16 protein-coding genes are annotated in these 13729 nt (G+C 63.1%); 4 read left to right on the forward strand and 12 right to left on the reverse strand.

The window, feature by feature from the left end; all coding sequences use genetic code 11:
* The first annotated feature begins 119 nt into the window (after window positions 1–119).
* The 3 genes from K3758_RS04825 to K3758_RS04835 all read left to right on the forward strand — a co-directional run bounded on the left by K3758_RS04825 (window position 120) and on the right by K3758_RS04835 (window position 2612).
* The gene (locus K3758_RS04825; RefSeq protein ID WP_120350489.1) at window positions 120–326 is read left to right on the forward strand and encodes a hypothetical protein; all 207 of its coding nucleotides are present in this window, start codon (window positions 120–122) and stop codon (window positions 324–326) included.
* Window positions 274–993 carry a LuxR family transcriptional regulator gene (locus K3758_RS04830; protein ID WP_259948069.1) on the forward strand — a complete coding sequence of 240 codons (720 nt, stop codon included), beginning with the start codon at window positions 274–276 and terminating at the stop codon, window positions 991–993. The genes K3758_RS04825 and K3758_RS04830 overlap by 53 nt, the downstream gene beginning before the upstream one ends.
* Window positions 994–1073: 80 nt before the next feature.
* A complete protein-coding gene (locus tag K3758_RS04835; RefSeq protein ID WP_259948071.1) occupies window positions 1074–2612 on the forward strand; it encodes an ATP-dependent RecD-like DNA helicase in 1539 nt (512 codons plus the stop codon).
* Here the strand turns inward: K3758_RS04835 and K3758_RS04840 are convergent.
* The 12 genes from K3758_RS04840 to K3758_RS04895 form a co-directional block, all read right to left on the reverse strand.
* A complete protein-coding gene (locus K3758_RS04840; RefSeq protein WP_259948073.1) occupies window positions 2609–3376 on the reverse strand; it encodes a TIGR02186 family protein in 768 nt (255 codons plus the stop codon). The two genes, K3758_RS04835 and K3758_RS04840, sit on opposite strands and share 4 nt — an antisense overlap.
* Window positions 3373–4287, reverse strand: coding sequence for a sulfite exporter TauE/SafE family protein (locus K3758_RS04845; protein WP_259948076.1), 915 nt, complete (start codon window positions 4285–4287; stop codon window positions 3373–3375). The genes K3758_RS04840 and K3758_RS04845 overlap by 4 nt, the downstream gene beginning before the upstream one ends.
* Window positions 4288–4401: 114 nt before the next feature.
* Window positions 4402–5370: an ABC transporter permease gene (locus K3758_RS04850; protein ID WP_259948078.1), complete on the reverse strand. Its 969-nt coding sequence runs from the start codon at window positions 5368–5370 to the stop codon at window positions 4402–4404.
* Window positions 5371–5405: 35 nt separating this feature from the next.
* Entirely contained in the window at window positions 5406–6566 is a 1161-nt protein-coding gene (locus tag K3758_RS04855; RefSeq protein ID WP_259948079.1) for an ABC transporter permease, read from the reverse strand.
* 1 nt (window position 6567) lies between these two features.
* The gene (locus K3758_RS04860; protein ID WP_259948081.1) at window positions 6568–8169 is read right to left on the reverse strand and encodes an ABC transporter ATP-binding protein; all 1602 of its coding nucleotides are present in this window, start codon (window positions 8167–8169) and stop codon (window positions 6568–6570) included.
* Window positions 8170–8307: 138 nt separating this feature from the next.
* Window positions 8308–9309 carry a BMP family protein gene (locus K3758_RS04865; protein ID WP_259948083.1) on the reverse strand — a complete coding sequence of 334 codons (1002 nt, stop codon included), beginning with the start codon at window positions 9307–9309 and terminating at the stop codon, window positions 8308–8310.
* Window positions 9310–9415: 106 nt separating this feature from the next.
* Window positions 9416–9871 carry a GNAT family N-acetyltransferase gene (locus K3758_RS04870; RefSeq protein ID WP_259948094.1) on the reverse strand — a complete coding sequence of 152 codons (456 nt, stop codon included), beginning with the start codon at window positions 9869–9871 and terminating at the stop codon, window positions 9416–9418.
* Window positions 9868–10491 (reverse strand): tRNA (adenosine(37)-N6)-threonylcarbamoyltransferase complex dimerization subunit type 1 TsaB, encoded by a 624-nt coding sequence (gene tsaB, locus K3758_RS04875; RefSeq protein WP_259948100.1) that lies wholly within the window; start codon window positions 10489–10491, stop codon window positions 9868–9870. The genes K3758_RS04870 and tsaB overlap by 4 nt, the downstream gene beginning before the upstream one ends.
* On the reverse strand, window positions 10484–11044 hold the full coding sequence (locus K3758_RS04880; protein ID WP_093928438.1) for a NifU family protein: 561 nt from the start codon (window positions 11042–11044) through the stop codon (window positions 10484–10486). The genes tsaB and K3758_RS04880 overlap by 8 nt, the downstream gene beginning before the upstream one ends.
* Window positions 11045–11180: 136 nt before the next feature.
* Window positions 11181–11639, reverse strand: coding sequence for a universal stress protein (locus K3758_RS04885; RefSeq protein WP_040700546.1), 459 nt, complete (start codon window positions 11637–11639; stop codon window positions 11181–11183).
* A 97-nt stretch (window positions 11640–11736) separates the two neighbouring features.
* Entirely contained in the window at window positions 11737–12615 is an 879-nt protein-coding gene (locus K3758_RS04890) for a branched-chain amino acid aminotransferase (RefSeq protein WP_067942742.1), read from the reverse strand.
* 10 nt (window positions 12616–12625) lie between these two features.
* Window positions 12626–12856 (reverse strand): hypothetical protein, encoded by a 231-nt coding sequence (locus tag K3758_RS04895; protein ID WP_007117540.1) that lies wholly within the window; start codon window positions 12854–12856, stop codon window positions 12626–12628.
* Window positions 12857–12994: 138 nt separating this feature from the next.
* On the opposite strand from K3758_RS04895, the gene K3758_RS04900 reads away from it, so the two are divergent.
* Window positions 12995–13729, forward strand: a complete 735-nt coding sequence (locus K3758_RS04900; protein WP_409202624.1) for a M48 family metallopeptidase — start codon at window positions 12995–12997, stop codon at window positions 13727–13729.

The following is a 13729-nucleotide window of genomic DNA, read 5'->3' on the forward strand; positions in this document are numbered from 1 at the left end:
CAAGGCCTTACCGCAGCCAACCCCGCCATTTATGGGGGGACGAAAAGCGCGGATGGTGCGAAATCGTGCACATGCTATGGTTGTATTAATCTGCCATTAACCAAAGCTGGGCGACCCTCATGCAAGATGATTGGATATTGGACGTATTGGCCGATCTTAGGGCATTTGCCATGGCGAACCAACTGCCGCGCACGGCGGAACAGTTGGACGACGCGGCGCTGATCGCTCTGGCCGAGATGTCCTTGCAACGCGAAAGGGCCATAGGCCGGACGCATGAGGATAGAGCCGCATCTGGAACGCATTTGGGAAAGGCTGGCACAGGCTGACGGCCAACCCGAACTTGGCCAAGCCTGCGAAGACCTGCGCGATCACTACGGCATTTTGCATGTGGTCTATCACTGGGTCGACACGGCGGGCATGCAATATGGCTGCGGCACCTATGGGCCGCTCTGGTCCGAACGCTATCAGGCGAACAACTACCTCCGCATCGATCCGGTTGTCGCTGGCTGCTATCGCCGGTTTGAACCGGTGGACTGGAAAGACCTCGATTGGTCCTCCCGCGCGGCGCGGCAGTTCCACCGGGATGCCTTGGACCACGGGGTCGGCAATCAGGGTTTCTCGGTCCCGATCCGGGGGCCGCATGGGCAATTTGCGCTGTTCACCACGAACCATAGTTGCACGGATGGGGTCTGGGCCGCCTTCACCGCGCGGCACCGGCGCGATCTGATCTGGGCGGCGCATTGTTTCAACGAAAAAGCGCTGGCACTGGCTCCGGACCGTGCGCCCTGCGCAGTGCAGGCGCTGTCCCCGCGTGAGGTTGATGCGATGACGCTGTTGGCAGTGGGCTATAGCCGCGCGCAGGTGGCCGACCGGTTGTCGATCTCGGAACACACGCTGCGGGCCTATGTGGAAAGCGCGCGGTTCAAACTGGGCGCATCGAACACGACCCATGCCGTCGCACGCGCGCTCAGCCGGGGGCTGATCGTCGTTTGAGCCGGATAATTCACGTGAATCGCGGGCGGGCAGGGCAAAGCCATCTGGCCCCCGGCGCGGGGCTCAATTAGGGTCGCCCAATGACATCTACCGCGCTCACCTACTCCGAAGACCAAGCCGCCGCCCATGACAAGGTGGCCGTGATGCTGCGCTCTGCGGGCATTGATCTGGACGATTCATTGCTGATGCCCCCTGCGGGCGGGCCGGATCAGGTGATGGCGGTGATGGGCAAGGCCGGATCGGGCAAAACGCTGCTGCTGGCCGAGCTTTATCGTGCCTTGGAAGCGGCGGGTGTCGATATCGTCTCCGGCGATTACGAATCGCGCAAGAAACGCGAGAAACGCACGCTGGCGATCCTTGCGCCGACCAATAAGGCGGCGAGCGTTTTGCGTCTGCGCGGCGTGCCCGCAACGACGATCCACCGCGTTCTTTACACGCCGGTTTACCACCCTGAATACGAGCGCATCGCGGAATGGCTGACCGGGAACGGCGAAAAGCCGGACATCGAAGGGCTGAGCGAAGTCGCGCTTGACCGGGCAGCGGCGTTTTTTGCGAACAACAAATCCGTCCCCGGGGCGCTGGCGGCTGCGGGGCTGCGGGGCAGTGATTTCATCACCGGATGGAAGCGCCGCGAAGACCCGCTGGATATCGGCTTTGTCGATGAAAGCTCGATGCTGGATGACAAACAGTTCGAGGACCTGAAAGAGATTTTCCCGACGCTGCTGCTGTTCGGCGATCCGGCGCAGTTGGCCCCGGTGGGGCAATCCGGCACGATGGTGTTTGAAAAGCTGCCCGAAAAGCGGGTGTTGAACCTCAATCGTATCCACCGACAGCAAGCCGACAATCCGATCCTTGATCTGGCCCATGCGCTGGCCGACCCGCAGCTAGAATTTCATGATTTCGAGCGGATGATCGAAGACGCGGCACGCAAAGACGACCGCGTGGTTTGGGGCCAGCGGGTTGAGGTTGATCTGATGGCGCGCAGCCCCGTGCTGGTCTGGCGCAACGCCACGCGCATTCGGTTGATCAACGCATTCCGTGCCGTGCATGGTGCGCCCGAAGATGCGCTGCTGGCCGGGGAGCCGTTGATCTGTGACGGGATCGAACTGCCTCTGAAGCACCGCAAGAAACGGCTGGATCTTGAGGCGCGCGGCCTGATCAAAGGCGCGCAGGTGGTCTATCTGGGCGAGGGGCGCAAGCCGGGGTTCAGCCGGTTGCACGTCATTGGTGCCGAAGACCCGCAGGTAAGTGCCGCGTCGATCGTCAAAATCGAAAAACCGGATGAGGAAGAGCCCTTTATCCCCTTCGCCGCGCGGATGGGGGCGACGTTTCTGCACGGCGCTGCTGTGACGATCCACAAGGCGCAGGGCAGCCAGTGGGAGAACGTGCAGGTCTTTGCGCCCGATCTTTATGCTGCCGCGCGAATGGGGCGCTCTGAGGCCGGGCAACCGCTGTGGAAACGGCTGGCCTATGTCGCCATTACCCGCGCGCAGGAGCGGCTGATCTGGGTGGTGCGCAACCGTTTAAGCAAGCCGTCCGGCCCGCTGCGCGTGGATGACCTGCGTGCCGCCCCTGCAGCGGCGCTGACACTTGAGGCGACCGAGGACGGCGCGGCTTAGCGGCGCAGCAGCCCAAAGACGGCAGAGGCGCCCCAGCCCGCGGTAATGGCGATAAAGAGCGACAGCAGCCCGTAGATAAAGGCCTGCTCATGGGCGAGGTTGAATAGCCATCGCTCCATCCCGACTTTGCGCACGTCGATCACCGTTTCATATTGCGCCACCACATCGCCGCCACGGGTCAGAAAAATCCGCGTGTCATAGGCGCCCTCGGTGAGCGAGGCGGGCAGGGCGACGGCGGCGCGGAAAAGGGTTTGTTCGTCAACCTTCACGCCGTCTTCGATGACTTGGTAGAGGTTCGCATCCTTGCGCACGCGGATCAGCGCATCGGTGAATTGGGTGGGGTCTGCGATCTCCATCGGCGCACCGACAGAGCGGATGGCGCGAGGGATGGAGATGCGGTGGCGCAGGTCTTCGATACGTTTAAGCACTTCGGACAGCGGGCCAGAGGTGACTACGGCATAGAAACTCGGCGCGCGGTCGACCTCAACCGCGTCGGTGTTGACCCAGATGCCAAAGCGCCGTTCCTTGCGCCGCACCATGATCGGGGTCGAGGGGCCAGAGACGGTCACGACCACCTCAAGCGGCGCGCCCTCAGGGATTGGCGTTTCACGTTTGACAGCGCCGTAGACGAGGATTTCCGACCCGTCGAAATTGGTGGTGATGGAGACTTCGGCTTGGCTGAGGCCCAGCACGATCTCCTCTTCCGCTGCGGCGGTGAGGGCCGTGAACATCAGGCCAGCGAATGCGAGGGCTGCGCGGATCATTCTGCCGCCACCGGGCTGAGGGAATAAAGCTCGGACGGCTCCAGCAGCAGATCAAGCGCCAGCTTGCCGCAGACCGCGAGGACCAGAACCGCCAGCAAGATGCGCAACTGTTCGGCCTGCATCCGCACGCCGATGCGCGTGCCAACCTGCGCGCCCAGCACGCCACCGACCAGCAAAAGCACCGCCAGCACGATGTCGACCGTCTGGTTGGTTGTGGCGTGCAGCATGGTGGTGAAACCGGTCACGAAAATGATCTGCAACAGCGAGGTGCCGATCACCACTTTGGTGGGCATGCCCAGCAGGTAGATCATCGCGGGCACCATGATGAACCCGCCGCCGACGCCCATGATGGCCGACAGCATCCCAACCGCCGCGCCGACAAGCACCGGGGGGATCACCGAGATATAAAGGCCCGATACCCGAAACCGCATTTTGATTGGCAGGCCGTGGACCCAGTAGTGTTTCTTGCGCTGCACGCGCCCGCCTTTGCGGGTGCGGCGGATCGCGCGGAGTGACTCAAAGAACATCAGTCCGCCAATGATGCCCAGAAAAATCACGTAGCAAAGGGTCACCAGCAGATCGACCTGACCCAGCGATTTCAGGTAGTTAAAGATGAACATGCCGACGCCCGAGCCGACAAGACCCCCGGCCAGCAGCACCCAGCCCATTCGGAAATCCACCGTGCGCCGTTTGAGGTGCGCCAGTAGGGCCGAGAAGGACGAGGCGACGATCTGGTTGGTCGAGGTGGCCACGGCCACGGCAGGGGGGATGCCCACAAAGAACAAAAGCGGCGTGATCAGAAACCCGCCACCGACGCCGAACATGCCCGACAGGATGCCCACAATGCCGCCCAATCCCAGAAGGAGAAAGGCGTTAACCGAAACTTCGGCGATGGGCAGGTAGATTTGCATGACGTTTCCTAGCCCCGAACGGCCGCGCTTTTCAACATAGCTTGCCGCGATAAAGCGACCACTGGGATAGGTTGCGCCGATCCGGCCCTCGGGTGCAAGGGCCGGAGGGGGATGTCAGCGTTCTTTTACATAGGGTTCGCCGCCCGCGCGGGGCGGGATCGCCTTGCCCACGAAGCCCGCGAGGATCACCACCGTCATCAGATAGGGCAGCGCACCCAGAAGCTGGCCCTGCACCTTGATGCCGATGACCGACTGGATCACGTCAGGCCGCGTCTCTAGCGCGCCGAAAAGGCCAAAGAGCAGCGTGGCCCAGAGCGCGTACCAAGGGCGCCACTTGGCAAAGATCAATGCGGCCAGCGCGATGAAGCCGCGGCCCGCCGACATGTCTTTGACAAAGCCCGCCTGCAGCGCGGTGCTGAGGTAGGCCCCAGCCACGCCACAGAGCAACCCGGCAATGGCCACGGCGGCATAGCGCAGACCGACGACCGAGACGCCCGCGGTGTCCACGGCGGCAGGGTTTTCGCCCACCGCCCGCAGACGCAGGCCAAAGCGGGTGCGGAACAGGATCCACCATGTCAGCGGCACGGCGAGGAAGGCGGCATAAACGAGGATCGAATGGCCCGAGATCAGCTCTTCGTAGAAGGGGCCGATGAAGGGCACGTCGGCCACGGTCTCGGCAAAGGGCAGGGTGATCGGCTCGAACCGTGCGCCGCCAAAGAGCGAGGGGGTGCGGCCGCCTTGGGCGAACCAGTCTTGGGCAATCAGCACCGTCATGCCCGCCGCAAGGAAGTTGATCGCCACGCCAGAGATCAGCTGGTTGCCGCGGAAGGTAATCGAGGCCAGCCCGTGCACAGCGCTGAGTGCCAGCGAAGAGGCGATGCCCGCCGCAAGGCCAAGCCAGACCGACCCGGTGAGCGATGCCACCGCGGCGGAAAAGAACGCTGCCGCCAGCATCTTGCCCTCAAGCCCGATGTCGAAGACGCCCGCGCGTTCGGAGAAAAGACCGGCAAGACAGGCCAGAAGCAGCGGCGTGGCCAGCCGCACGGTGCTGTCGAGCAATTGGATGAGCGTGATATAGTCCATAGGTCAGACCCGCTTTCTCAGGGGGGTATAGGGGCTCATTCCGCGCTCTCCGACTGGGCGCTGCGGGGGCCGGGTTTGGGCTCGCTGTCAGCGGAATTGGCAGGGGGGCCGGGGCGGCGGAACATAAGGAAAAGACGCTCCAGCGGCATCCGCACCATGTTGTCGAGCGCGCCGGTAAAGAGGATCACCAGCGCTTGGATCACGACGATCAATTCGCGCGGGATCGAGGTCCAGAGGGCCAGTTCGGCACCACCTTGGTAGAGGAAGCCGAACAGAAGGGCGGCGAAGAAGACACCAACGGGATGCGAGCGGCCCATGAGTGCCACGGCGATGCCGATAAAGCCCGCGCCCTCGGTGGCGTTCAGCACCAGTCGTTCGCTTTCACCCATGACGTTGTTGATCGCCATCAGCCCCGCGAGCGCGCCCGAGATGATCATCGTGACCATGGTGATGCGCGCGGGCGAGATGCCCGCGTATTTTGCGGCAGGTTGCGAATGGCCATAGGCGCGGATTTCATAGCCCAGACGGGTGCGCCAGATCAGCAGCCAGACCACGATACAGGCCGCCGTGGCGACGAGCAGTGAGACGTTGGCAGGGGCGGACTTGGAAAAGGCGATGCCAAGCGGGGCCAACAATTCATGCAACGTGGGCAGATGCACGGCCTCGGGAAAGCGCGCGCTGGCCGGGTCCATGCTGCCGGGCGGGCGCATGACGTTGACCAGAACGTAGTTCAGCAGGGCGGCGGCGATAAAGTTGAACATGATCGTGGTGATGACGACATGTGAGCCGCGTTTGGCTTGAAGCCAGCCCGGAATCGCGGCCCAGATCGCGCCCAAAAGCCCGGCCATCACACCGCAGCCAATCAGCGCCAACGTCCAATGCGGCCAAGGGATATAGAGCGCGGCAATGGCGACGCCCAAACCGCCCAGCATTGCCTGACCTTCGCCCCCGATGTTAAAGAGCCGCGCGTGAAAGGCCACGGCAACGGCAAGCCCGGTAAAGATGAAGTTGGTCGCGTAATAAAGCGTGTAGCCCCAGCCATAGGTCGAGCCGAGCGCGCCTTTGACCATCAGCGTCACGGCGGCAATCGGGTCTTCACCAATAGCAAGGATCACCAGCGCCGAGAGCAGGGCGGCCAGCAACAAAGAGATCAGTGGCACGAGGATCACCTCGGCCCATTTTGGCATCACGTCCATCTCAGACCTCCTTGCTGGCGTCGCCGCCGGCGCGGGCGAGATTGGCTTCGACCTCGGCCACGCTGTGTTCGTTTTCGGTGTCGGTGATGCCAGCCATCAGCAGCCCCAGTTCTTTCTCGTCGGTTTGGTCGGCAGCGCGTTCGCCCATGATCTGACCGTCAAACATCACAGCGATGCGGTCCGACAGGGCAAGGATTTCTTCCAGCTCGACCGAGACCAGCAAGATCGCCTTGCCCTGATCGCGCAGGGCGATGATCTGCTCGTGGATGAACTCAATCGCGCCGATGTCGACGCCGCGGGTGGGCTGGCCGATGAGCAGCAAGTCGGGGTTGCGCTCGATCTCCCGGGCCAGAACGATCTTTTGCTGGTTCCCGCCCGAGAAGTTTTTGGCCGCGAGCGTCGGGTCAGGCGGGCGCACGTCAAAGCGTTCCATCTTGTCTTCGGCATCGGCACGGATGGCCGCGTGGTCCATCAACATGCCGCTGTTAAAACGGTCATCGTGGTGGTAGCCGAAGACGTTGTTTTCCCACGCCTGAAAATCCATGATCAGACCCTCGCGCTGTCGGTCTTCGGGCACATGGGCCACACCGCGGGCGCGGCGCGATTGGCCGTCGGATTTCTTGCCCGAAAGGTCCAGCGGCGTGCCGTTTAGCGTGACGCTCCCGGTGCCATCGGCATAGCCGCCCAGCACTTCGAGAAGTTCGGATTGGCCGTTGCCCGCAACACCCGCAAGGCCCAGCACTTCGCCCGCGCGGATCTGCAGGTCGATGCCGCGCAGACGCTCGACGCCCTTGTCGTCAACCACGCGCAGACCTTTGACATCAAGGATCACATCACCCGGCGTGGCAGGCTTTTTATTCACGCGGAGCAAGACCTTACGCCCGACCATCAGCTCGGCCAGTTCCGGCGGGGAAGTCTCGGCGGTTTTCACGGTCGCGGTCATCTTGCCCCGGCGCATGACCGACACGGTGTCGGTGATCTCCATGATCTCGCGCAGCTTGTGGGTGATGAGGATGATGGTTTTTCCCTCAGAGCGCAGGCGCCCAAGGATGCGGAATAGCTGGTCGGCTTCGGCAGGGGTCAGCACGCCGGTCGGCTCGTCCAAGATCAGAATGTCGGCCTGCCGGTAGAGCGCCTTGAGGATTTCCACGCGCTGCTGCATGCCCACGCCGATGTCCTGCACCAGCGCGTCGGGATCGACGTTGAGGCCGTAGTCCTCAGACAGGCTGATCAGTGTTTTGCGGGCCTTGGAGAGCGAGGGCTTCAACAGGCGGCCATCTTCGGCGCCCAGAATGATATTTTCCAGCACTGTGAAGTTTTCGACCAGCTTGAAATGCTGGAACACCATGCCGATGCCCGCCGCGATGGCGGCTTGGCTGTCGGGAATGTCGGTCTTTCTGCCACTGATGAAAATCTCACCCGCGTCGGCTTTGTAAAACCCATAAAGGATCGACATCAGCGTCGACTTGCCCGCGCCGTTTTCACCGATAATCCCGTGGATCGTGCCGGGCATCACGCGGATCGAGATGTCTTTGTTGGCCTGCACCGGGCCGAAGGCTTTGGAAATGCCCTTAAGTTCAATCGCGGGAGCGGTATCGGTCATATCAAAAGGTCCTGCGGCCATTGCGGGTTTTGATCTGGGTTTGGCCCAATTCTTTCCGGGGCATGGCGTTCTCCGGTTCGGAAAGGGCCGCGCCGATGATACGGCGCGGCCCTAAGGGTTAGTTTGGTAAATTTAGGCTTAGAAGTCCAGCGCCGGGCAGCTGTCGTTCTCGTAGTAAGAGACCACTTTGATCTCACCGTCGATGATCTTTTGGCGCGCTTCGTCGACTGCGGCTTGCATCTCTTCGGTGACAAGGTCCTTGTTGTGCTCGTCCATGGCGACGCCGACACCTTCTTCGGCAAGGCCGAGGGTCACGACTTCGCCAACTTCGAGGTCTTCGCCCGCCATCATCGCGTCATAGACCGCGACATCGACACGTTTCAGCATCGAGGTCAGGACTTTGCCCGGGTGCAGGTGGTTTTGGTTGCTGTCCACGCCGATCGACAGGATGCCTTCGTCGGCGGCGGTTTGCAGCACGCCCACGCCGGTGCCGCCTGCTGCGGCGTAAACCACGTCAGCGCCTTGGTTGATCTGGGCTTTGGTGATCTCAGACCCCTTCACCGGGTCGTTCCAAGCGGCGGGGGTGGTGCCCGTCATGTTGGCGATGACTTTGGCATCGGGGTTGGTCGCCATGACGCCTTGGGCATAGCCGCAGCCAAAGTGGCGGATCAGCGGCACGTCCATGCCACCGACAAAGCCGACGGTGTTCGACTCAGATGCCATCGCGGCCATCACGCCGACGAGGTAGGACCCCTCATGCTCGGCAAAGCTGACCTGACGCACGTTGGGCAGGTCGAGCCAGTTCACGTCGACCACGGCGAATTTCGTGTCGGGATAATCAGGGGCCACTGTCGAGAGCGGATCGGCCATGGCGAAACCCATGGTGATGATCGGGTTGGCACCGGATTCGGCGAAGCGGCGCAGAGCCTGCTCACGCTGCGCTTCGGACTGCATTTCGATCTCGGCGAATTTGCCACCGGTCTCTTCGGCCCAACGGGTCGCGCCGTTGAAGGCCGCTTCGTTGAAGCTTTTGTCGAATTTGCCGCCAAGGTCAAAGATCAGCGCGGGTTCGGCCAGCGCGGCGCCCGATGTCAGGGCCAAGCCTGCGGCTGCGCCGAGGAATTTCGTCATGAGGGTCATTTATCGTCTCCCGGTTGTGGTGCCGGGCGGTCGGGCAGGTGCTGCCGCCACGGCGTTTGTGGATCATATGATCAGGTGTAATTTAGGGCGCAGGCAGGGGGTAGGGTCAACCGCTTTTTGCGGGCAGGGCGGCGGGATCGCCACAGTGACCACGGGTCAACATGCGTCGCAGAATGCAGGCATCGACCGCCGCCGCATCCTTGCGCGCATAATAGGCACGGCGGATGGCAATTTGGGCAAAGCCTTCATCCGCATAGAGTGCGCGGGCGGGCAGATTGTCGGCGGCAACCTCAAGAAAGGCGCTGTCACAGTCGGCCGGCAGCGCCGCCAACCAGTCGCGCAGCAGGGCGCGGCCCAGCCCTTGGCGCTGCCGGGCAGGGGCGACGGCGAGGGTGAGCAGTTCAGATTCGCCCGCGATGGTGCGGGTCAGGGCAAAGCCACCGGGACGGGTGAAAAGCTCCACGAAGGGGCTGTCCAGCAGGCTGGTGAACTCTGCCTCCTGCCACGGCCTGTCTTGGGTAAAGGCAGCGGCGTGGAGGGCCGCAAGCGCGGCTGGTGTCACGGCAGCAGCACCGGGGCCGCGTCGCGCGCCGGGGCGGCATCGGCGGGGCGCAGGTAAAGTGGCGCGGGGCGGGCCGGACTATCGGCGAAACGGCGGGCCGTGATGCGGGCGATGGCTTCGGCCACCGGCATGGCGGGAGGCTCTCCGCCCGCGCCGATGAGGGGGCCGGTGAAGGCCGGAAGAGCCGCTGCGTCGTAAAGGGCGGGGGTGGAAATGCCCGCGTTGTCATAGCCTTGGAGGAAGACCTGATCGCGCCGTGCATCCACGGCGCAGGCGCAGGGGCCATCGTGACCCTCGCGCAATGCGTCAAAGGCATCGACCCCGACCGCCGGAATGCCAAGGCCAAGTGCCAGCCCACGCGCGGCGGAAACAGCGATGCGGATGCCGGTGAAATTGCCCGGACCGATGCCAACGCCAAGCGCGTCGAGATCGGCGTAGGCCACCCTCGCGTCACTCAGCAGTTCCTCGCAAAGGACCAACAGCCGTTCGGCCTGGCCCTTGGTCATCGGCTCGACGCGCGCCGCCAACATCCGGTCGCCCGACAGCAAAGCGGCCGCGCAATGCGCGGCCGATGTGTCGAAGGCCAGAATGAGCGGCCCGCTTGCGCGATGCTCAGGCAACCGGACGAACCTCTGTCACCTCGGGGATGTAGTGGCGCAGCAGGTTTTCGATGCCCATTTTCAGCGTCAAAGTGGACGAGGGGCAGCCCGCGCAGGCGCCTTGCATGTGCAGATAGACAACGCCACGCTCGAACCCGTGAAAGGTGATATCGCCGCCATCTTGGGCCACGGCAGGGCGCACGCGGCTGTCGAGCAACTCTTTGATCTGACCGACAATTTCACCGTCTTCGCCATCATGGGCGGCATGGCCCGATGTGGGCTGGTGGTCAGAGGCCATGACCGGCTCGCCGGATTGGAAATGCTCCATGATCGCGCCCAGCAGGGCGGGTTTCACATGGTCCCATTCCACCGCGTCTTGCTTTGTCACGGTGACGAAATCGGTGCCGAAGAACACGCCCGTCACACCCTCAACAGCAAAGAGCCGTTGGGCCAGCGGCGATGTCGCACCGGCGTCGGGGGTCGGGAAATCGGCGGTGCCCATCTCCAGCACGGTCTGACCCGGCAGGAACTTGAGCGTTGCGGGGTTCGGAGTGGATTCGGTCTGGATGAACATGGGGTGTACCTCGCTTTCGGCGTGGGTTCTGATATGCGCCTGCGCGGGCGGCAAGTCAAGGTTTAGAACCGTTCTAAATTGTGTGTGGCCCACACGGAGGGGCGGGATGCAGGGCTGGGTCAGGCGTGGGCGGCGGTCAAGTGATCGCTTCGAGCCGTTCCTTGCTGAGATCGCCGGGCACGATGGTGATCGGCACAGGCAGAGCCCCGGCAGACCGCGACAATTGCGTAACAAGCGGGCCGGGGCCTTTCTTGCGGTCGCCGCTGGCGCCGAGCACCAGAACACCGATGTCCGGGTCGTCAGAAAGTTGCTGAATGATCTCATCCGTGGGCTCACCCTCGCGGATGATCAACTCAGGATCGACGCCCTGTTTGTCGCGCATCCATTTGGCGAAAACCTCGAAATGCACCTCGATCCGCTCGCGGGCCTCTTCGCGCATCAGGTCGCCGACGCCGATCCAATGGTTGAACTCTTCGGGCGGGATCACCGACAGGACGGCCACGCCGCCCCCGGTACGCGCGGCGCGCAGAGCGGCAAAGCGCATGGCATTCAAACATTCGGTGCTATCGTCCAACACCACTAGGAATTTCCGCATCAAACCCTCTCTCCGCACCTCCTCCCGGTGCGGTGTGATCATGGCGCGGGCGGGCGGCGCTGGCAATTGCTTTTGCGCGCCGCTGCCGCCCGGACCTTCAGCCGCGCTGACTTGCGGCCCAATCCCAATACATTTCGCGCACGCGGCGGGTCACCGGGTTCTGGTTGTCCCCGGTGCCATATTGCGTGTCGTCAAAGGCGCGGACGGGGGTGACCTTCATCATATTTCCCGACAGGAACACCTCATCGGCGGCATGGAAATCGTCAAAGCTGAGGACGGTCTCATGCACCTTCATGCCCGCGTCGCGCATGTTCGACATATGCCGCGCGCGGGTGATCCCGGCAAGGAACGTGCCATTGGGAATGGGGGTGAAGACCTCGCCATCCTTGACCATGAACACGTTCGCACTGGCGCTTTCAGCGACATTGCCCATTGCATCGGCCACCAGTGCGTTGCCGAAGCCTTTGGAACGCGCTTCGACCATCATCCGGGCGTTGTTGGGATAGAGGCAGCCCGCCTTGGCGTTGACCACGTTGTCTTCCAGCACGGGGCGGCGGAAGCGGGTGCGGGTGAGGGTGGTCGCGGCCTCTGGCGGGGCCATGGGGATCGCCTCCAGACTGATGGCGAAACCGGTGGCGCCTTCGCGCGGCACGATGCCCAACTCGTCGCCCGCCAGCGCCCAATACATCGGACGAATATAGACCGCCTGATCGCGCGAATAGCTTTTCAGCCCCTCTCGGCACATCTCGATCATGTCCTCGGTTTCAACCGTGGGGGTGATCATCAGCGCGCGGGCAGAGCGGTTGATCCGCGCGCAATGCGCTTCCAGATCGGGGGCCAGCCCGTCGAACAGCCGCGCCCCGTCGAAAACGGTGGTGCCAAGCCATGCGCCGTGGTCGGCGGCCTTGATGGTCGGCAGATCGCCGTCGTGCCATGCGCCGTTGAAATAGGTCTTGATGTCTGTGCCGGTGGCCATGTGACGATCCTCAGGAATTGCTTCGGTAGATGCCCTCGGGCAGGTTCAGTGCCGCCGTCAGATCGCGCAATTGCGCGGGGGACAGGGTGATCTTGGCCACACGATCTGTGCGTGCGTCCCATTGCTCGATCGTGATCTCCTCTGCAAAGGCAGAGACGGTCACGTCTTCGCGCAGGGGCGCGTCGGATTCGTCGATCAGGGTGATGACGGTGGCGTCGAATTCATGCTCAATGGTAAACATGAGGGCACATTAGGCTTTGTACCCGCGAGCGCAAGACCGCCGTTGGGACGTCAAAGCTCTGTGAACGGGGGTGGCAGCGCCGGGGCGTCATGATAGACAGGTGGGCGAGGAAAAACCGAGCGAGGACTTGCCGTGAAATTGTTGAATGCCCTTGGCGCATTTGCCGTCATCGCCCTGCTTTCGGCCTGCGAGGTGGCACCGGTTCAGACAGGGCCGATCCAGGTCGACCGGCCACAGACCACCGGGCAGCAGACCACCGGGCAGTCGGGCCCACGGCTAAGCGCGAACGCCGCCGCGCGGAGCTTTGTGCAGGTGGTTCGCACGCTTGAGCCCGTGGCCGAGCGGGAGTGCCGCAACCGCACCACGGGGATGAATTGCGACTTCAATATCGTGGTCGATGATCGCCCCGGCCAGCCTGCCAACGCCTTTCAAACGTTAGATAAAAACGGCCGCCCGATTGTCGCCTTTACCTTGGCGTTGATTGCCGATGCCCGCAACGAAGACGAACTGGCCTTTGTGCTGGGCCATGAGGCCGCGCATCACATCGCGGGCCATATTGGCCGCCAGCAGCAAAACGCCATGGCGGGCGCGGTGATCTTTGCCGGGATCGCCACGCTCAGCGGTGGGGACGCGACCGCTGTGCGCACGGCGCAGGAACTGGGTGCGGAGGTCGGCGCGCGGCGGTACTCCAAGGACTTCGAGCTTGAGGCTGACGCCCTTGGCACGATCATCACCGCGCGGGCGGGCTATAATCCGTTGCGGGGGGCGGAATTCTTTACCCGCATTCCCGATCCGGGTGATCGTTTCCTTGGCACGCATCCGCCCAACAGTTCGCGGATCGATATCGTGCGGCGCACCATGGCGGGGCTGTGA

It is taken from the genome of Sulfitobacter sp. W002 (assembly GCF_025142135.1).
GTDB lineage: Bacteria > Pseudomonadota > Alphaproteobacteria > Rhodobacterales > Rhodobacteraceae > Sulfitobacter > Sulfitobacter profundi.

Coding starts and splice junctions, on each gene's coding strand:
- K3758_RS04825 (WP_120350489.1), top strand. CDS start 120: ATGCAAGATGATTGGATATTGGACGTATTGGCCGATCTTAGGGCATTT.
- K3758_RS04830 (WP_259948069.1), top strand. CDS start 274: ATGAGGATAGAGCCGCATCTGGAACGCATTTGGGAAAGGCTGGCACAG.
- K3758_RS04835 (WP_259948071.1), top strand. CDS start 1,074: ATGACATCTACCGCGCTCACCTACTCCGAAGACCAAGCCGCCGCCCAT.
- K3758_RS04840 (WP_259948073.1), bottom strand. CDS start 3,376: ATGATCCGCGCAGCCCTCGCATTCGCTGGCCTGATGTTCACGGCCCTC.
- K3758_RS04845 (WP_259948076.1), bottom strand. CDS start 4,287: ATGCAAATCTACCTGCCCATCGCCGAAGTTTCGGTTAACGCCTTTCTC.
- K3758_RS04850 (WP_259948078.1), bottom strand. CDS start 5,370: ATGGACTATATCACGCTCATCCAATTGCTCGACAGCACCGTGCGGCTG.
- K3758_RS04855 (WP_259948079.1), bottom strand. CDS start 6,566: ATGGACGTGATGCCAAAATGGGCCGAGGTGATCCTCGTGCCACTGATC.
- K3758_RS04860 (WP_259948081.1), bottom strand. CDS start 8,169: ATGACCGATACCGCTCCCGCGATTGAACTTAAGGGCATTTCCAAAGCC.
- K3758_RS04865 (WP_259948083.1), bottom strand. CDS start 9,309: ATGACCCTCATGACGAAATTCCTCGGCGCAGCCGCAGGCTTGGCCCTG.
- K3758_RS04880 (WP_093928438.1), bottom strand. CDS start 11,044: ATGTTCATCCAGACCGAATCCACTCCGAACCCCGCAACGCTCAAGTTC.
- K3758_RS04885 (WP_040700546.1), bottom strand. CDS start 11,639: ATGCGGAAATTCCTAGTGGTGTTGGACGATAGCACCGAATGTTTGAAT.
- K3758_RS04890 (WP_067942742.1), bottom strand. CDS start 12,615: ATGGCCACCGGCACAGACATCAAGACCTATTTCAACGGCGCATGGCAC.
- K3758_RS04895 (WP_007117540.1), bottom strand. CDS start 12,856: ATGTTTACCATTGAGCATGAATTCGACGCCACCGTCATCACCCTGATC.